Origin of the sequence: Enterococcus sp. DIV1316a, from assembly GCF_050536915.1 — a bacterium.
Taxonomy (GTDB): domain Bacteria; phylum Bacillota; class Bacilli; order Lactobacillales; family Enterococcaceae; genus Enterococcus; species Enterococcus faecalis.
The window spans coordinates 1,365,187-1,384,170 of the sequence record NZ_CP172913.1 but is presented as its reverse complement, the minus strand read 5'-3'; the positions used below and the strand labels follow the sequence as shown (position 1 = coordinate 1,384,170).

Here is an 18,984-nt window from a genome sequence, read left to right as displayed (position 1 = left end):
AATCCATGAATGAATTAAACAAAACACCAAAAGAAATAGTCAAAGAACTAGATCAATATATTGTTGGACAGCAAGCTGCCAAAAAATCAGTGGCGGTAGCTTTACGTAACCGCTATCGTCGCTTGCAATTAGAAGAAAATATGCAACAAGATATTACGCCTAAAAACTTACTAATGATTGGACCAACAGGTGTTGGTAAAACTGAGATTGCTCGTCGTCTCGCAAAAATTGTCAATGCGCCTTTTGTAAAAGTTGAAGCAACCAAATTTACAGAAGTAGGCTATGTCGGTCGGGATGTCGAATCAATGGTTCGGGATTTAGTAGAAAATGCGATCCAAATTGTTGAAAAACAACAATACAGTCGCGTGTATGCGCAAGCGTTAAAAAAGGCCAATCAACGTTTAGTCAAAGTATTAGTGCCTGGAATTAAAAAAGAACAAAAACAGGCTGGCGGTAATCAATTTGAACAAATGATGAACATGTTTAACATGGCTCAGCAACAGCAAGAAGCACAAGAAGAAGTAACGGAAGATATTCGAACGAATCGCCAAACAATTTTGGAACAGCTGGAAAAAGGTCTATTAGATAATCGTGAAGTAACAATTGAAATTGAAGAACCGAAGAAAACGATGCCAGCTATGAACAATGGCCTAGAACAAATGGGTATCGACTTAAATGAAACGTTAGGCGCTCTGTCACCAAAGAAAAAAATCGAACGTACTGTAACGGTGAAAGAAGCACAAGAATTATTAGTGAAAGAAGAATCAGCAAAAATTGTCAATGACGCTGATATCCATAGTGAAGCTATTCGTTTAGCTGAATCAAGCGGAATTATTTTTATCGATGAGATTGATAAAATCACCTCTAAAAGCCAACAAAATTCGGGCGAAGTCTCTCGTGAAGGAGTACAAAGAGACATTTTGCCGATTGTTGAAGGCTCCCAAGTTAACACGAAGTATGGTCCTTTACAAACGGATCACATTTTATTTATCGCTTCAGGTGCTTTCCACTTGTCAAAACCAAGTGACTTGATTCCAGAATTACAAGGCCGCTTCCCAATTCGAGTTGAATTAGATGATTTAACGGCGGATGACTTCGTAAGTATCTTAACTGAGCCAAACAATGCTTTAATTAAACAATATGTAGCATTAATCGGTACAGAAAATGTTTCAGTCATCTTTACAAAAGAAGCAATTGAACGGTTAGCACACATCGCTTATGATGTAAACCGTGATACAGATAATATTGGGGCGCGTCGTTTACACACAATTTTAGAGCGTTTATTAGAAGATTTATTATATGAAGCACCAGATATGCAAATGGGTGAAATTACGATTACCGAAGCATATGTCAATGAAAAATTGAATGACATTGTTCAAAATGAAGATTTAAGTCGTTACATCTTATAAAAAAGGCTGGAGGAGAAAAGATGGCTACATTATTAGAAAAAACACGTCAAGTGAACGAGCTTTTGCAAAAAAACAATCTGTTTGACGTACAAGCAGAACTTCCGTACAACAAAATGGCAATGATTTTAGGGGATATTTTAGAAAGTAATGCGTATATTATTAGCAGTTCAGGGGATTTGTTGGGGTATACTGAAAAATTAGATGTTAATAATGCCCGTATCAAAAATATGTTTAAAGAGAAAAAATTTCCTCAAGGATACACCGAGGCCGTGGATATGCTCAAAGTAACCGAAGCCAATATTCCAATAGATAGTGATTTAACTGCATTTCCTTTTGAATCACGAGAGCTGTATCCGTTTGGTCTAACCACTATTGTGCCTTTGTACGGTGCTGGCAAACGCTTGGGTACGATTATTTTAGCGCGTGTTGAAAAATCCTTTAACGAGGATGATTTAGTGTTAGCTGAATATAGTGCGACCGTTGTCGGCATGCAAATTTTGTATCATCAATCCAGAACAATTGAAGCAGAAGTTCGCAGTGCGACTGCCGTGCAAATGGCCATCAACACTCTTTCCTATAGTGAATTAAAAGCCGTCCATGCCATTTTTGAAGCCTTAGATGGCGAAGAAGGTCGTTTAACTGCTTCAAGTATTGCAGATGAAATAGGCATTACTCGTTCCGTAATTGTGAATGCCTTAAGAAAATTAGAATCAGCTGGAATTATTGAATCACGTTCTCTTGGTATGAAAGGGACTTATTTAAAAGTATTAAATCAACAATTTATTAAAGAGTTGGAAAAATAAGCAATTGCTCGTATCAACTAGGAGGACAACGCAATGACTGTACAAATTGAAAATGAATTTCTAATCGCAACATTTGCTGAAGAAGGAGCAGAATTAGTAAGTTTACAATCAAAAGAAACCGGCATTGAATATATTTGGCAAGGAAATCCTGAATTTTGGGCCCGCCATGCGCCCGTACTTTTTCCGATTGTCGGTCGTCTAAAAGAAGATACGTATATGTACCAAAATCAAGCGTATCATTTAACTCAACATGGTTTTGCTCGTGATCAAGTATTTGATGTGATTGAAAAAGGTGGAGAAGAAGTTTCTTTTTCACTAAAATCAACAAAAGAAATCAAGAAGAAGTATCCTTTTGATTTTGAACTAGTGATTACTTATACATTAGAACACCAAGAATTGACTGTAAACTACCAAGTAGAAAATACAGGGAAAGAAGAGATGTATTTTGGGATTGGTGGTCATCCAGCCTTTAATGTACCTTTAGAATCTTCACTAACGTTTGAAGATTATTATCTAAGTTTTTCACCTAAAAAATCACGGACACAAATTCCCTTAGCAGGCCCGTTTATTGATTTAGCGAATAAAACGCTAGCCCAAACGAATATCAGCTTTGACTTAACGCATCAATTATTTGAAAATGATGCAATGATTTTTGAAACAAAAGGTCAAACAGCAATTACGATTGCCACAGACGAAAGTGACCATCAAGTCACTTTGAGTTATCCAGAAATGCCTTTTGTGGGGATTTGGTCACCGACACCGAAAGAAGCGCCTTTTGTCTGTATCGAACCTTGGTGCGGGATTGCTGATGCTGTCGACGCAACTGGCCAACTCGCTGAAAAATTTGGCATCAATAAGTTACCAGCTAACGAACTATTTAAAACACAGTATATGATTAGTGTAAAATAAAGAAAAAGGCTGTGAACATTATTTGTTCACAGCCTTTTTCTTTATTTTTTTGCACGTAAGCCAAAAGAGAGGCGACTTTCTGTTCCATTTTTAATTCGCTGAATGTTTTCACGATGACGGACAAAGATAAAAGTAGTCAAAGCAATCGCAATCACGGTTAATAACCAGTTAAATGTTGGTAAAATAGCTGGGACAGTGAAAGGCAAAATAATAGTAGAAAGTGTAATTAGTACAGCGCTAATCATACTTGTTAAACTCACCATACTGGTTAGATACAGACAAATCACAAAAATAAGAGCAGAATAAATAAAAAATGTGGGGCTGTATGCTAATAACATGCCAGCGCTAGTGGCTACGGCTTTACCACCTTTGAAATTGGCAAAAATAGGGAAGGTATGCCCTAAAACAGCTGCTACCCCAAAGAAGAGTGGGTTCACGCCTTGTAAACCAAACAAATAGGGTAATGAAGTGGCTAACGTTCCTTTCAAGATATCCATTAATAATACCGTGATTCCGGCAGGTTTCCCTAAGACACGAAATGTATTGGTTGTTCCTGTATTCCCACTCCCAAATTGGCGTATATCTTTTTTAAAGAAAAGTTTGCCAATCCAAACACCTGAGGGAATCGAACCTAATAAATAGGCAACAAGTAACAAAATGACGATTTTCATCAAGTTAACCTCTTTCTTATTCAAACTAGGATTTATTTTATCATGAATAGAAAAACGGAACAACGTCTAATAACTAAAACAAGAAAAGTTTTTCTTTTGCTTGAGGAAGCGTTGACAAATGGTTGATAACCGTTATAATAAATGTGTGTCATTAGACAAAGACGTCTAATCACTGGTTTGAAAATTAGTTATCAACGAAGATACAATATATATGTACTTATGAAGTGTCAGGGAAAGAGGTGCGAATCCTCTACAGACCTACCTACTGTATGGTGGATGAAACCAATAAGACCACAGATTATTCTGGAAGGATTGGGAGTAAGAAGAAGCTAAGTCAGGATACCGGCTTGATAAGTCTAATCATTCTTTTGTAGGAAAAAGAAGGGGCTTTGAAGATAACTGGCTGAGTATATCATTAGCATAGTTAAGTGACTGCTTTTTTTCTATTGGAGAAAAAAGTGGTTTTTTTGTATTGTTTTGACGTTGAGACAAAGGAGGTTCATTTCAGAAAATTTTCCCCAAAATAAAATAGACGAATGCGAGGATGAAAAAATGAAAAAATTTACTTTAACAATGATGACTTTAGGTTTAGTAGCAACACTTGGCTTAGCAGGATGTGGTAAACAGGAAAAGAAAGCAACTACCTCTTCTGAAAAAACAGAAGTAACGTTACCAACCAAAGACCGTAGCGGCAAAGAAATTACTTTACCCAAAGAAGCAACCAAAATTATTTCCCTAGTGCCATCAACAACAGAAGTGATTGAAGACTTAGGTAAAACCGACCAATTAATCGCAGTTGATACTCAAAGTAGTACAATGATGACTGATTTAAAAAAATTACCACAAATGGATATGATGGCTGTCGATGCCGAAAAATTGATTGCCTTGAAACCACAAATTGTTTATGTGAATGACATCAATTTAGCTAGCTCAGAAAGTGTTTGGAAACAAGTGGAAGATGCTGGAATTACAGTCGTTAATATCCCCACTAGTACAAGTATCAAAGCAATCAAAGAAGACGTCCAATTCATTGCGGATAGCTTATCCGAACATGAAAAAGGACAAAAGTTAATCAAAACAATGGATCAAGAAATCGACGAAGTAGCTAAAATTGGTAAAACCATTAAAAAACCAAAAACTGTTTTGTTTGAAGTGGCTGCCTTACCAGACATTTATAGTTTTGGTATTGGGACATTTTTAAATGAAATGATTGAAACAATTGGGGCAAAAAATGTTTTGGCAAATGAAAAAGGCTGGTTACCAGTGACAGAAGAAGCGGCCATTGCTGCAAAACCAGAAGTCATTTTAACCAATGTTAACTATATGAAAGATCCCGCCAAAGAAATTTTAGCTCGTAAAAACTGGGAAAACGTTCCTGCAGTTCAAAACAAAGAAGTTTTCGAAATTGATAACATGTCTAGCTCTTTACCAAATAACCACATTACCAAAGCATTAAAACAAATGGCAAAAGCTGTTTATCCAGAGGAATACAAGGATTTAAAAGATGAGTAAAAAAACGTGTCTCATACTGATGCTCTTGATCAGTATGAGCATGCTCTTTTTGGGTATTAAAATTGGAAGTGTTCAGATTTCGTTAACGGATTTGCTTCAAATTTTAGTGAAAAAGACGGTTTCAGAAGATGGGATTTTAGAAGGAATCATCTGGAATGTTCGGTTACCGCGTGTCGTGATGGCCTATCTCGTGGGCGCAGGCTTAGCAGTAAGTGGCACGGTGATGCAATCACTCTTAGGTAATCCTTTAGCTTCTTCATATACTTTGGGCGTATCAGCGGGAGCATCCTTAGGCGCTGCGTTAATCATGGTAACTGGAGTAACTGCTTCGATTTTAGGGGCATTTTTATTGCCTTTAACTGGTTTTATCTTTGGCTTAGCAACGGTCTTTTTAGTTTTGTTATTTACGCAAACAATGGATAGTCAAATGTCCAATCAAACAGTTGTTTTAGTAGGAATGATTATGACCTTGTTTGTCGGTGCTATTTTGACGTTGATTACAGCACTTTTCCAAGATTATTTGAAACAATTAGTCTTTTGGCAAATGGGTAGTTTTTCTGGCAGTAATTGGCAAAAAATTGCTATTTATTGTCCAATCTTGCTTGTCAGCAGTCTGTTTCTTTGGTTTGATGCCAACGCATTGGATGTTCTTGGCTTAGGAGAAGAACATGCGATGTTATCGGGAGTAGAAGTCAAAACAGCAAAACTACGCATTATTCTTTTGGCTAGTTTACTAGCAGGAAGTGCGGTTTCATTTGTCGGTGTGATTGGTTTTGTTGATTTAATAGCACCACATATTGTCCGTCGCTATTTAGGGGCGACTCATCGCTGGCTGATTCCCGGTTCAGCAATCTTAGGTGGGACCATCATGGTAATAGGGGACACAATTGCTCGCACGATTTTATCACCAAGAGAAATTCCCATTGGGGCCGTAACAGCCTTGATTGGAGCGCCATTCTTCTTGTATATTTACTTTAAAAAAAGGAGAGTTGCTGCATGATTGAATTAAAAAAAACAGCTGTAACACTCCAACAAACCCCCATTTTAAAAGATATTTCCCTCGTTTTTCCGACAGGTAGTAAAACTTGTATTTTAGGTCCAAATGGTTGCGGTAAAACGACACTTTTAAAAACGATTGCCGGACTTGTGCCTTATAGTGGTTCTGTTTTAATTGATGGTCAAGAAGTTCATGGACAAAAGCGGAAGGAATTGGCAACGAAAGTAGCGATGATGAGTCAATTCACGACAGTTGCTTTTGATTATACGGTTTACGAAACAGTTTTGATGGGGGCGTATCGACAACAAGCACAACGTTTTTTACCTATTGTTTCTAAACAAGAAAAAGAACGAGTCCTTTATTATTTAGAACGCACGGGTTTATTGCCTTTAAAAGATAAAGTTGTCAATCAGCTTTCAGGAGGACAACAACAACGAGTATTTTTGGCTAAATTATTTGTACAAGATCCAGAAATTATTTTATTGGATGAACCCAATAATCATTTGGATATTCGGTATCAACAAGAATTGATTCAGCAGTTAAATGAGTGGAGTGCGCAAGAAGGGAAAACGTTAATCGGGGTGTTTCATGATATCCGTTTAGCGTTAACGCTAAGTGAAAAAATTGTGTTTATGAAGCAAGGGAAAGTGGCCGCGCAAGGTGATTTTCAAACGTTGGCTTCCAAAGAATTTTTACAAACGATTTTTGAAACAGATATTGTCTCCTATTTTCAGAAACAACATAAAGTTTGGGAAACTATTCAATAATTTTGACAAGTTTTTTGGAAACAGGTAAGATAAAGGCAAAGAATCAGAAACACAATGGCGTGTTTTAACAAATCGGCAAAGGAGCCCAAGACTAAGTACGTGATGGTACTTGCTTTGGGCTCCTTTTTTATGGAGGTAACGATGAAACGAATCATTTTAATGGGAGCTATCGGTTGTGGCAAAACCACGTTATGTCAAGCTCTGCAAGGCAAAGAATTAATTTATGATAAAACACAGGCGGTGGAATTTCATACAGAAATGATTGATACACCAGGCGAGTTTATTTTGCATCGACAATATTATAATGCATTAAACGTCACAGCGGCAGAAGCAGATGTGATTGGTTTGGTTCAAAGTGCTGTAGAAACACAACAAGTTTTTTCACCAGGATTTGGTAGTATTTTCCCGAAAGAAATCATTGGTATTTTAACCAAGATTGATTTAGCACAAGATTCTCAGCAGTTAGAGATTGTTCGGCAACAATTAAAAAGTGCGGGTGCAACAAGAATTTTTGAAATTTCTTCTGTTGAAAAAATTGGCTTGCAAGAATTAGTAGATTATTTAGAGGAGGATGAAGCAGAATGAAAATTTATACAAAAACTGGCGATAAGGGAATGACGAAATTAGTCGGCAGCTCAACCGTCGCTAAGGATTCTGATCGAGTTGAAAGTTATGGAACGATTGATGAATTGAATTCTTGGGTGGGCTATATTATCAGCCAACTTCCACAAGAAAATCAAGAAATTAAAGAAGAACTAGAAGCTTTACAACATTTACTTTTTGATGCGGGAACAGATTTGTCAACACCGATTGAAGCACAACGACCATTTAAATTACAAAAGGCAAGTGTGCATTGGCTAGAACAGCGGATTGATTTCTACACTGCACAATCACCAGATATTGATCGTTTTATTTTACCTGGCGGAACCCCAGCAGCCAGTATGGTTCATGTGGCTCGGACGATTGCACGGCGCGCAGAACGCATCATTGTTCGTTTAAATTGGACAGCCAAAATTAACGAAGAGGTATTAATTTTTACCAATCGTTTATCAGATTATTTTTATGCGTTGGCTCGCTATTTAAATGTTCAAGCACAACGACCTGATGTTTTTTATGAACGAAGCGAAATGGTTTTCCATAAAATTAAAGAAGATGGATTGTAAACAGTTGCTTTTCTAAAAAACTTATGGTAAATTTCAGATAGATTAAACGAATATTTTATGAAAAATATGAATGGAAGCCAGTGAGAATCTGGCACGGTCCCGCCACTGTGAAGAAGCAAGGTTGCTTTTAAGTCAGGTCTTTTCATTTTTTCATTATTGGGCATGCTGTTTCGAGGCAAAACAGGATGTTTCTTAACAACGCTTGTGTTGAAAATCCAGCCCAAGATATTTGTATTAATCCAATTAATGGCACGAGGAAGTGCTTTTGGGAATTTTGGGCTGGTCTTTCAATGTTGAAGGAGATTTCAGGTACAATGACGTACTGCTATATTCCCTTTTTTTATTGACAATTAATTAAAGGCGTTGTACTCTATGGATAAGGTTTCGTGTACAATGGCGTATACATAAGGAAGCAAAGACGCTTCAGACAGATGATTTTTCGTTTGTTTGAAGTGTCTTTTTGTATTTTATTAAGGAGGAATTGAGATGAAAACAATTCATTTCCCTACCGAACTATGGGTAGGAGAAGGCGCATTAGCCAATTTGGAAACACTTCATGATAGACGTGTTTTCATTGTCACAGATCCATTCATGGTTGACTCTGGATTTGTGAATGAAGTGACAAAGCATTTAACAAAAAGTGAATGGCAAATTTTTAGTGATATCATCCCCGATCCACCAATTGATAAGATTGCTGCGGGAATTAAGCAGTTAGCGACATTTCAAGGAGATACGATATTAGCTTTAGGTGGGGGATCCGCTATTGATGCGGCCAAAGCAATGAAATTTTTTGGCAAACGTACTTTGCAAACTCAGATTGCTGAGTTTATTGCGGTTCCTACAACTAGTGGAACTGGTTCAGAAGTTACGAATTTTTCAGTGATTACGGTTGCAGAAACTGGCACCAAAATCCCGCTTGTAACAGATGAAATTCAACCAGAAATTGCGATTTTAGATACAAATTTAGTGATGAGTGTGCCACCAAAAATCACAGCGGATACAGGAATGGACGTCTTAACGCATGTTATTGAAGCGTATGTTTCAACAGAAGCAAATCCGATTTCAGATGCGTTGTGCGAAAAAGTCGTTCGCTTAGTATTCGACAATTTAGAAATAGCCTTTAATGAGGGTAGCAACCAACAAGCCCGTGAAAATATGCATTTAGCTTCATGTATGGCAGGGATGGCGTTTAATGTTACTTCGTTAGGCTTGAATCACGGTATTGCTCATGCGGCCGGTGCGCGTTTACATGTGCCACATGGACGAATGAATGCAATGCTCTTACCGGAAGTCATTGCATATAACAGTGGCTTAGCGAATGGCAAAGTCGCCAACGAACCAACAGCTAAACGTTATGCGCAGTTAGCAAATTGTCTAAATGATACACAGACAACCAATGCACGGATTGGTGTTCAACAATTTATTCGACAAATCAAGCAACTCCGTCAAAAATTAAACATGCCTGCCACTTTTAGTGACTATGGTTTACCAAAAGAAGAAGTCCAAGCTGCGATCCCCAAAATAGCTGAAGGCGCATTGATGGATGGTTGCACCAAAACAAATCCTGTCCAACCAACAGCAGCAGAAGTGACAAAAATTTTAAATTCTATCTTATAAGCGATTGACAGGATGAAATCGATAACATATAATGTGGGTAGCACAACGGCGTGCTTCAAAATTTAAGAGCAAAGAAGCTCCTTAGTAGAAAGCGAAAGTGGAACCTTTACGTTTTTTATTGAGGATTTTTTATTTGCTAAATTAAAGGAGCGAGTCTGGTTGGAAGAAAAACAACGAATGATTCAAGAATATGTTCCTGGGAAACAAGTAACGTTAGCGCACATCATTGCTAGTCCTAATAAAGAAATTTATACAAAATTAGGGTTGCCAGACGGCACCAGCAATGCACTAGGTATTTTGACAATCACTCCGAGCGAAGCGGCAATTATCGCTGTTGATATTGCGACTAAAAGCGGAGATATCCAAATCGGTTTTATTGATCGTTTTTCTGGATCGGTGGTCATTTCTGGTGACGTAAGCTCAGTGGAAGCAGCCTTACAAGCGGTGATTGAAGGTTTACAACAGATTTTAAACTTTTCTGTAACTTGTAAAATTACCAGAACATAGCGTTGAAAGGACAAGGGCGTGAAGAAAATGGATGGACGAATTGTAATAGTCGATGATGAACCTATTACGAGACTCGATATTCGTGATATTGTGATAGAAGCAGGGTACGAAGTAGTCGGTGAAGCAGCTGATGGTTTTGAAGCAATTGAAGTATGTAAAAAAACACAACCTGATCTAGTATTAATGGACATTCAAATGCCAATTTTAGATGGTCTAAAAGCAGGTAAAAAAATTGTTCAAGACCAACTAGCCAGTAGTATTGTCTTTTTATCTGCATACAGTGACGTACAAAATACGGACAAAGCTAAAAAATTAGGCGCACTGGGTTATTTAGTTAAACCTCTAGATGAAAAATCATTAATACCTACAATTGAAATGAGCATTGAACGAGGCAAACAAACGCAGCTGTTACTAAATCAAATCGATAAATTAAGTTTAAAATTAGAAGAACGTAAAATTATCGAAAAAGCCAAAGGTATTCTTGTAAAAGAAAATCATATATCGGAAGAAGAAGCCTACCAAATGTTGCGTACGTTAAGTATGAACAAACGCGCACGTATGAGTGAAATTGCAGAATTGATTGTAATGGATGATGAATAAATGAAACGATTAGAGCAATTATGTCACCAATATACCAATCTTTCAGAATCAGACATTAAAGAATTACAACGTACAGCACGTTATCTTTCTTCGACGACACTGTATCAAAGTGCAGATGTTTTTATTGATGTGTATAAGGAAATGTCACAGCAAGCACTAGTCGTTTATCATAAGCCGCCTGCGAAGACAACTTCTTTATATAGCGGAGATGTCGTCGGGATGGAAGCTTTATTAAAAAATGAACCTGGTGTTCTGCGTACCATGCAAACTAGCTTAAATAGCATTGGTTTGTTAGCAGTGACTCAGGAAAATCGTTTGATTAAGCAAAATATCTATCCCATTCGCAATGAACATCGAACGATTGGTGTCATTATTGTCGAGATTGCGGCAGATGAAGAGATTCAAGCGGACTTACAAAAAGAGGAGCTAAATAACTGCCAGTTAGCAAAAGTAGCGAAATCAACTAGTCAAGTCGACGCATTATTTATTGATCAATTGGCAGAAGCCGTTTTGATTTTTGATGCGGCGGGTCACTTATTAATTACCAATCACAATGCACAAGAGCTTTATCGCAAACTTGGTTATCGGGATAATATCATTGGAATGAGTTATGACAATTTGTCCATCGATTATACAACTTTTGAATATGTGTTGTATCAAATGAAATATAAAATGAGTAATCAACCAATTGAAAGCAAAACGACCTACCTTAATTATTATTTTAAGGTTCGGAAAGTGTGGTTGGCATCAGAAGAACAACTGATTATGATTATTCAAGACAATACAGAATTTAAAGAAAAAGAAGCGGAAATTATTTCCAAATCTGTTGCGATTCGTGAAATTCATCATCGTGTTAAAAATAACTTGCAATCGGTGGTTTCCTTATTGCGTATTCAAGAACGGCGAACGCAAAGCCCCGAAGCAAAGAAAGTCCTTCATGAAAGTGTCAATCGAATTATGGCGATTGCAGCCACCCATGAATTGCTGTCAAAACAAGTCAAAGATGACGTTGCTTTACGGCAAACATTGGAAGCAGTGATGTATAATTTTAGACATCTTTTTCAAGGCGCACAACCCATTGAGATGATGATGGATGTTGATCCAGCCATTATGGTTTCTAGCGAACAAATGGTTACCATTTCCCTTGTTGTCAACGAACTATTACAAAACATTTTTGATCACGCATTTGAGCCACAAACAAGTGGCGTTGTTAAACTTAGTGGAACATTAGATAATAAAATGATTACCATTACTGTTACAGATAATGGTAAAGGCTATGATGTTCATCAAAGTAACGAGACCAGTTTAGGTTTGATGATTGTCAAAAGCTACGTAAAAGATAAATTAAAAGGAAAAATTACAATTGAATCCAATAAACAGGGAACTAAAACCTGTTTCTATTTCGAACAGAACACCAGTGATGTTGTTCATTGATTAAGCAAAGGCGCTTAAAGAAAAGTAGAAAGAAATTTTCTAACGATTCTTTAAGTGCCTTTTTGTATGCAAAAGGAGGCGAGTCAGGCGATGTCGAAGGAAACACTTTTAACCGTAGGGATTGATTTAGGGACGTCTACAACCCAATTAGTCTTGTCAGAATTAACTGTTGAAAATTTTGCCTCTGCGTTTACAGTACCACGTATCAGCATTTCTGATAAAAAAGTCATTTACCGAAGTGACATTATCTTTACACCCTTACTTAACCAATCAGAAATTGATGCAGAACCTATCAAAGCGTTTGTAGCGGAGCAATATCGCCAAGCAGGCATTCATAAACAAGATATTCAAATGGGTGCGGTAATTATCACAGGTGAAACTGCTCGAAAAAGCAATGCCAACAATGTGCTACGAGCACTTAGTGGCTATGCAGGTGATTTTGTCGTTGCTACGGCTGGTCCTGATTTAGAAAGTATCATTGCCGGGAAAGGCGCTGGTGCTCAAACTTATTCTGAAACGAAACGCAAACCGGTGGTTAATTTAGACATTGGTGGTGGAACGACAAATTTAGCTGTCTTTAAAGATGGTGAAGTGATTGACACGGCTTGTTTTGACATTGGCGGACGCTTAATTAAATTAGATCAACAACAAAAAATCACCTATATAGCTCCGAAGATTCAAGAAATTATAAATAAAAAAGGGCTAACCTTGCACCTTGGTGACCAAGCCACCGAACAAAACTTACTGCCAATTATTTCGGAATTAGTTGCCGTGTTAGAAAATAGCATTGGCTTGGGGACACAAAGTCCGTTCTACCAGTTATTAGTAACGAACCATCCACTACGAAAAGGTGAGGAATTACCAATTGTAACATTTTCTGGTGGTGTGGCTGATTGCTTAAATACGACAAGTACGAATCTCTTTAAATATGGGGACATCGGCTTACTTTTAGGGAAATACTTGAGAAAGTCACTGATTTTTTCGGAAAAAGAAGTCTTAGAAAGCGCAGAAACAATCCGAGCGACGGTCGTCGGAGCAGGTTCACACACTGCTGAAATTAGCGGAAGCACGATCGCTTATCGTGAGCAAATTTTGCCGGTAAAAAATATCCCAATTCTAAAATTAGCGCAAGAGGATGAAACCCTTACTGTGACAGAATTAGGCCAGCGAATCCAAGAAAAACTCAATTGGCATCGTATTGAAGAAACACCCCAGATTGCCCTAGCAATTAGAGGCATGAGCAATCCAACATTTACTGATATTCAACGCTATGGTCAAGGGATTGTGGAAGGATTAGCTAGTTTAGTTGCTGAACAAATTCCCATTATTGTTATGGTGGATGAAGACATGGCGAAAGCTTTAGGGCATGCCTTAAGTGCCCATCTGCCAAAAGACTATCCGTTTATCTGTCTTGATTCGGTCAAAGTAGAAAACGGTGATTATGTAGATATCGGTTTACCAGTGGCAGAAGGAGCCGTCCTTCCAGTCATTGTTAAGACCTTAGTATTTAATTAAAAAGGAGCGACACAAAGATGATTTTAAAAACCAAACTATTTGGCAAAGTCTATCAATTTACATCTGTTAAAGAAGTCTTAGCCAAAGCCAATGAAGAAAAGTCTGGCGACAAGTTAGCTGGCGTAGCTGCTAATTCAGCCGAAGAACGCGTGGCAGCGAAAGTCGTTTTATCGGAATTGTCCTTAAATGACTTGTTTAACAATCCCGTTGTTGATTATGACGAAGACGAAGTGACACGCATTATTATTGACCAAGTCAATATGCGAATTTTTGAAAGTATTAAACATTGGACAGTCGCAGAATTACGCGAATTTATCTTATCTTCGGAAACAACCGATTTTGATATCAAACGAATTTCCCGTGGACTAACTTCAGAAATGATTGCTGCTGTCTGTAAATTAATGTCCAACATGGATCTAATTGTTGGCGCAAAAAAAATCAATATTGAAAAAACCGCCAACACAACGATTGGCCGTCCCGGAACTTTTTCGAATCGTTTACAGCCAAACCATCCAACCGATAATGTCGATGGCATTATGGCATCAGTTATGGAAGGTCTTTCTTATGGCGCCGGTGATGCTTTAATTGGTTTGAATCCTGTTGATGATTCTACAGAAAGTGTTAAACGAATCTTAAACAAATTTGAAGAGTTCCGCAGCGAATGGGAAATTCCAACACAAACTTGCGTGCTTGCTCACGTAACGACACAAATGGAAGCCATGCGTCAAGGCGCGCCAACTGGCTTAGTCTTTCAATCCATCGCTGGTTCAGAAAAAGGGAACACTGCATTTGGTTTAAATGCAGAAATTTTAGCTGAAGCACAAGATTTAGCGCTTCACAGTGGTCAAGCAGCTGGTCCTAATGTGATGTATTTTGAAACAGGTCAAGGCTCAGAACTTTCTTCTGAAGCGAACTTTGGCGCAGACCAAGTGACAATGGAAGCGCGTTGTTATGGCTTAGCCAAAAAATTTGATCCGTATATTGTAAATACCGTTGTCGGCTTTATTGGACCAGAATATCTTTACGATTCAAAACAAGTCATCCGCGCTGGTTTAGAAGATCATTTCATGGGCAAATTAACTGGAATTTCAATGGGCTGTGATGTCTGCTACACCAACCATATGAAAGCTGATCAAAATGATATGGAAAACTTAGCAATGTTATTAGCAACAGCTGGTTGTACGTATATCATGGGGATTCCTCATGGCGATGATGTCATGTTAAATTATCAAACAACTGGGTTCCATGAAACTGCGACGATTCGTGAAACATTAGGCTTACGTCCAATTAAAGAATTTGAAGAATGGATGGAAAAAATGGGCTTAATGGAAAACGGAAAATTAACAAGTCGCGCTGGCGATGCATCTGTATTTATTAAATAAACGAGGTGAGAATACAAATGAACGAAAAAGAATTAAAAGAAATGATTGCCGGAATTTTAACAGAAATGGTCGCTGACAATCAAGCGGTTTCGACTGCCACTGTGACTGCTGAAGAAAAACCAGTCACAACACACGTCACTGAAACGACAGAAATTGAAGAAGGCCTAATTCCTGACATTACTGAAGTAGATTTACGTAAACAATTACTATTGAAAAATGCCGTTGATCCTGAAGCACTATTAAAAATGAAAGCTTTCTCGCCAGCTCGTTTAGGCGTTGGTCGTGCAGGGACGCGTTATATGACTAGTTCAACATTACGTTTCCGAGCGGACCATGCGGCAGCACAAGATGCGGTCTTTTCAGACGTAAGCGAAGACTTGGTAAAAGAAATGAATTTTATTTCTACAAAAACAATCTGTAACAGTAAAGATGAATATTTAACACGTCCAGATTATGGTCGTCAATTTGATGAAGAAAATAGTGAAATCATTCGGAAAAATACGACACCAAAAGCCAAAATCCAAATGGTCGTAGGGGATGGCCTTAGTTCAGCTGCTATCGAAGCGAATATTAAAGAAGTCCTACCAGCAATTAAACAAGGATTAAACATGTACAACTTAGATTTCGACAATGTAGTTTTTGTTAAATATTGTCGCGTGCCAGCAATGGATAAAATTGGTGAAATCACTGACGCTGATGTTGTTTGCTTGCTAGTTGGCGAACGTCCTGGTTTAGTAACAGCTGAATCTATGAGTGCCTACATTGCTTACAAACCAACTGTTGGTATGCCAGAAGCCCGGCGGACAGTTATTTCAAATATTCATAAAGGTGGGACACCGGCTGTTGAAGCAGGGGCCTACATTGCCGAAATTATTAAAAAAATGTTAGACAAGAAAAAATCTGGTATTGATTTAAAAGAAGCTGAATAAAGGAGGATTTCTCATGAAAAATGATCGTCTAGGCGCAAATGTCCTAAGTATGAAAGTCATTCCCAATGTCGATCCGGCATTAGCAAAAGAATTATCATTGAAACCAGAACATCGCTCATTAGGAATTGTTACTTCCGATTGTGATGATGTCACTTATGTTGCATTAGATGAAGCAACCAAAGCCGCCGATGTTACTGTAGTTTATGGTAAAAGTATGTATGCTGGCGCAGCAAATGCTTCAACCAAATTAGCCGGTGAAGTGATTGGCATTATTGCTGGTCCGAGTCCTGCCGAAGTCAATAGTGGCTTGAGTGTCATTACGCAAGTCATTGAAGAAGAAGCCAGCTTCTATAGTGCTAACGAAGATGACAGCATTGTTTATTTTGCACATGTAGTATCAAGAACGGGTAGCTTTTTATCTGAACAAGCGAATATTCCTGAAGGTGAAGCGATTGCTTATCTGATTGCACCACCGCTAGAAGCAATGGTTGGCTTAGATGCAGCAATGAAAGCTGCCGATGTTCAAATGGGTGTCTTTTATGGCCCACCTTCTGAAACGAACTTTGGCGGCGCCTTATTGACAGGTAGTCAATCTGCATGTAAAGCTGCTTGCAGTGCGTTTGAACAAGTCATTCAAAATATCGCTGACAATCCGTTGAGTTATTAAGGATGTGACCTGAATGAAAGCATTAGGAATGGTCGAAGTCAAAGGATTTTTAGGTGCCATTAGTGTGGCCGATGCGGCATTGAAAGCCGCCGACGTTACTTTGTTAAAAGCTGAAATTATTAATGGCGGTTTAACAACTGTGGAACTGATTGGTGACGTTGCCGCGGTTCAAGCTGCCGTTGAAGTAGGCACGGAAGTAGCTAAAGAATTAAATTGTTTAATTGCTCATCATGTGATCTCACGGGTTGATGCTCAAACGGAAGTAATTTTATCAGATCCAGAACCTAAGTCAGCACCTGAACCGATGGAACAAGTAGAAGTAATTGAAGAAGAGATTGAAACACCAGATTTGGAAGAACACACTGGCACACGCCAAAAATTAGAAACACAACGCGTGGTTGATTTACGCAAACAAGCCTACAAAATGAACCTAAGTAGTTTAAAGAAAAGTGAGATTAAATTTGCCAATAAAGAAGCTTTAATTCAAGCAATCATGGCTGAAATAGAAAGAAGTGAAGACGAGTGGAATTAGTAGATAAAGACTTACGTTCCATCCAAGAAACAAGAAATTTAATCAGAAAAGCCAAAGAGGCACAGCAAGTATTAGCAACATTTTCGCAAAAACAAATCGATGCGATTGTTCAAGCGGTTTCAGAGGCTACATTTAACCAACGAGAAAAGTTAGCGAAAATGGCCAATGAAGAAACAGGATTTGGTATCTATGAAGATAAAATCATCAAAAATGCTTTCGCTTCAAAAGTAGTATATGACGAAATGAAGGACAAAGCTACAGTTGGTGTGATCAATGATGATGCTGCCAAAAAAGTCACTGAAATTGCTGTCCCAGTGGGTGTAATTGCAGGATTAATTCCTTCTACCAACCCGACATCAACAGTCATTTACAAAGCATTAATTTCATTAAAAGCTGCTAACAGCATTGTTTTTTCACCACATCCCAATGCGTTGAAATCGATTATTGAAACAGTAGAAATTATCCAAAAAGCGGCTATTGCTGCAGGGGCACCAGAAGGTTGTGTCTCGGTCATCAAAACGCCAACCATGCAAGCGACCAGCGAATTAATGAAAAATAAAGAAACAAATTTAATTTTAGCTACTGGTGGAAACGCAATGGTTAAAGCCGCGTACTCTTCTGGAACACCAGCAATCGGTGTTGGGCCTGGTAATGGACCAGCCTACATCGAACGAAGCGCAAATGTTCCTCATGCAGTGAAACAAATAATGGATTCAAAAACTTTCGATAACGGTACAATTTGTGCATCGGAACAATCAATTATTGTTGAAACTGTCAACCGTGAAGCGGTCAAAGAAGAGTTAATTAAGCAGGGAGCGTATTTCTTAAGTCCAGCCGAAGCCGACAAATTAGCTAAATTTATTTTACGACCAAACGGTACAATGAACCCGCAAATCGTGGGTCGTTCCGTTCAACATATTGCTTCATTAGTTGGTTTATCTATTCCAAAAGATCGCCGCTTAATTGTTGCCGAGGAAACACATGTAGGCTTGAAATATCCATTTTCAAGAGAAAAATTGGCACCGATTATTGCTTTCTATGCAGTTGAAAACTGGGAAGCAGCTTGCGCGTTATCAATTGAAATTTTGAAAGGTGAAGGTGCGGGTCATACGATGGGTATTCACACAGAAAACAAAGAAGTCATTCGTGAATTTGGCTTAAGAAAACCCGTCTCTCGTTTGCTTGTTAACACCTCTGGTACACTTGGCGGCATTGGTGCTTCAACTAACTTAGTGCCAGCATTAACACTTGGTTGTGGCGCAGTTGGTGGCAGCTCAACTTCTGATAATATTGGGGTTGAAAATCTGTTCAATTTACGTCGTGTTGCTTATGGCGTGCGTGATTTAGAAGAGATTCGTCAAGAATTTGGTCAAACATCAACCACATCTGTGGCTACTTCTTGCGAAACAACCAATCAAGAAGAACTAGTAAATGCCGTGGTAGCCCAAGTTTTAGCTCGCTTAAACTAACAAGAAACGAGCGAGTAAGAGTAAAACAAATAAATTATTGGATTTAGGGTTTGGGACCTAAGTCAAATTGATAATTGTCCCAAATTTTTAAAAATAAAACA

Annotated in this window: 19 protein-coding genes and 2 riboswitches; of the genes, 18 read left to right on the top strand and 1 reads right to left on the bottom strand. The window is 38.2% G+C overall.

The window, feature by feature from the left end; translation table 11 throughout:
• Positions 1-5: 5 nt before the first annotated feature.
• The 3 genes from hslU to IGL56_RS06680 are packed head-to-tail and all read left to right on the top strand — an operon-like array spanning position 6 to position 3,121.
• Positions 6-1,409: an ATP-dependent protease ATPase subunit HslU gene (gene hslU, locus IGL56_RS06690; RefSeq protein WP_002357490.1), complete on the top strand. Its 1,404-nt coding sequence runs from the start codon at positions 6-8 to the stop codon at positions 1,407-1,409.
• Positions 1,410-1,429: 20 nt separating this feature from the next.
• Entirely contained in the window at positions 1,430-2,212 is a 783-nt protein-coding gene (codY, locus tag IGL56_RS06685) for a GTP-sensing pleiotropic transcriptional regulator CodY (protein ID WP_002357492.1), read from the top strand.
• Between the two features lie 33 nt (positions 2,213-2,245).
• The gene (locus IGL56_RS06680; RefSeq protein WP_002357493.1) at positions 2,246-3,121 is read left to right on the top strand and encodes an aldose 1-epimerase family protein; all 876 of its coding nucleotides are present in this window, start codon (positions 2,246-2,248) and stop codon (positions 3,119-3,121) included.
• Positions 3,122-3,162: 41 nt separating this feature from the next.
• On the opposite strand, the gene plsY is transcribed toward IGL56_RS06680, so the two are convergent.
• The gene (gene plsY, locus IGL56_RS06675) at positions 3,163-3,792 is read right to left on the bottom strand and encodes a glycerol-3-phosphate 1-O-acyltransferase PlsY (RefSeq protein ID WP_002360243.1); all 630 of its coding nucleotides are present in this window, start codon (positions 3,790-3,792) and stop codon (positions 3,163-3,165) included.
• Between the two features lie 205 nt (positions 3,793-3,997).
• A riboswitch (cobalamin riboswitch) is annotated at positions 3,998-4,157 on the top strand.
• Between the two features lie 118 nt (positions 4,158-4,275).
• Here plsY and IGL56_RS06670 point away from each other — a divergent pair.
• The 15 genes from IGL56_RS06670 (at position 4,276) to IGL56_RS06600 (ending at position 18,883) form a co-directional block, all read left to right on the top strand.
• Entirely contained in the window at positions 4,276-5,304 is a 1,029-nt protein-coding gene (locus IGL56_RS06670) for an ABC transporter substrate-binding protein (protein WP_263306708.1), read from the top strand.
• A complete protein-coding gene (locus tag IGL56_RS06665; protein WP_002357497.1) occupies positions 5,297-6,304 on the top strand; it encodes a FecCD family ABC transporter permease in 1,008 nt (335 codons plus the stop codon). Before IGL56_RS06670 ends, IGL56_RS06665 begins: the two co-directional genes overlap by 8 nt.
• Positions 6,301-7,068 carry an ABC transporter ATP-binding protein gene (locus IGL56_RS06660; protein ID WP_002357498.1) on the top strand — a complete coding sequence of 256 codons (768 nt, stop codon included), beginning with the start codon at positions 6,301-6,303 and terminating at the stop codon, positions 7,066-7,068. Before IGL56_RS06665 ends, IGL56_RS06660 begins: the two co-directional genes overlap by 4 nt.
• Positions 7,069-7,209: 141 nt before the next feature.
• On the top strand, positions 7,210-7,653 hold the full coding sequence (locus IGL56_RS06655) for a EutP/PduV family microcompartment system protein (RefSeq protein ID WP_002363995.1): 444 nt from the start codon (positions 7,210-7,212) through the stop codon (positions 7,651-7,653).
• Positions 7,650-8,231, top strand: coding sequence for a cob(I)yrinic acid a,c-diamide adenosyltransferase (locus IGL56_RS06650; RefSeq protein ID WP_002385894.1), 582 nt, complete (start codon positions 7,650-7,652; stop codon positions 8,229-8,231). The genes IGL56_RS06655 and IGL56_RS06650 overlap by 4 nt, the downstream gene beginning before the upstream one ends.
• Before the next feature lie 44 nt (positions 8,232-8,275).
• Positions 8,276-8,425: riboswitch (adenosylcobalamin (AdoCbl) riboswitch) on the top strand.
• A gap of 292 nt (positions 8,426-8,717) precedes the next feature.
• On the top strand, positions 8,718-9,848 hold the full coding sequence (locus tag IGL56_RS06645; protein ID WP_002357501.1) for a 1-propanol dehydrogenase PduQ: 1,131 nt from the start codon (positions 8,718-8,720) through the stop codon (positions 9,846-9,848).
• Positions 9,849-10,007: 159 nt separating this feature from the next.
• The gene (eutS, locus tag IGL56_RS06640; RefSeq protein WP_002357502.1) at positions 10,008-10,355 is read left to right on the top strand and encodes an ethanolamine utilization microcompartment protein EutS; all 348 of its coding nucleotides are present in this window, start codon (positions 10,008-10,010) and stop codon (positions 10,353-10,355) included.
• Between the two features lie 27 nt (positions 10,356-10,382).
• Positions 10,383-10,955 (top strand): ANTAR domain-containing response regulator, encoded by a 573-nt coding sequence (locus IGL56_RS06635; RefSeq protein ID WP_002357503.1) that lies wholly within the window; start codon positions 10,383-10,385, stop codon positions 10,953-10,955.
• Positions 10,956-12,389 (top strand): sensor histidine kinase, encoded by a 1,434-nt coding sequence (locus IGL56_RS06630; RefSeq protein WP_002357504.1) that lies wholly within the window; start codon positions 10,956-10,958, stop codon positions 12,387-12,389. It abuts the gene before it with no gap.
• Positions 12,390-12,455: 66 nt separating this feature from the next.
• Entirely contained in the window at positions 12,456-13,904 is a 1,449-nt protein-coding gene (gene eutA, locus IGL56_RS06625) for an ethanolamine ammonia-lyase reactivating factor EutA (protein WP_065813699.1), read from the top strand.
• A 17-nt stretch (positions 13,905-13,921) separates the two neighbouring features.
• A complete protein-coding gene (locus IGL56_RS06620) occupies positions 13,922-15,286 on the top strand; it encodes an ethanolamine ammonia-lyase subunit EutB (protein ID WP_002357506.1) in 1,365 nt (454 codons plus the stop codon).
• Between the two features lie 17 nt (positions 15,287-15,303).
• The gene (gene eutC / locus IGL56_RS06615) at positions 15,304-16,215 is read left to right on the top strand and encodes an ethanolamine ammonia-lyase subunit EutC (RefSeq protein ID WP_002363986.1); all 912 of its coding nucleotides are present in this window, start codon (positions 15,304-15,306) and stop codon (positions 16,213-16,215) included.
• 13 nt (positions 16,216-16,228) lie between these two features.
• Positions 16,229-16,882 carry an ethanolamine utilization microcompartment protein EutL gene (eutL, locus tag IGL56_RS06610; RefSeq protein WP_002357509.1) on the top strand — a complete coding sequence of 218 codons (654 nt, stop codon included), beginning with the start codon at positions 16,229-16,231 and terminating at the stop codon, positions 16,880-16,882.
• Between the two features lie 13 nt (positions 16,883-16,895).
• Positions 16,896-17,414 (top strand): BMC domain-containing protein, encoded by a 519-nt coding sequence (locus IGL56_RS06605; protein WP_002357510.1) that lies wholly within the window; start codon positions 16,896-16,898, stop codon positions 17,412-17,414.
• On the top strand, positions 17,405-18,883 hold the full coding sequence (locus tag IGL56_RS06600) for an acetaldehyde dehydrogenase (acetylating) (protein ID WP_010815979.1): 1,479 nt from the start codon (positions 17,405-17,407) through the stop codon (positions 18,881-18,883). The genes IGL56_RS06605 and IGL56_RS06600 overlap by 10 nt, the downstream gene beginning before the upstream one ends.
• Positions 18,884-18,984: the final 101 nt, after the last annotated feature.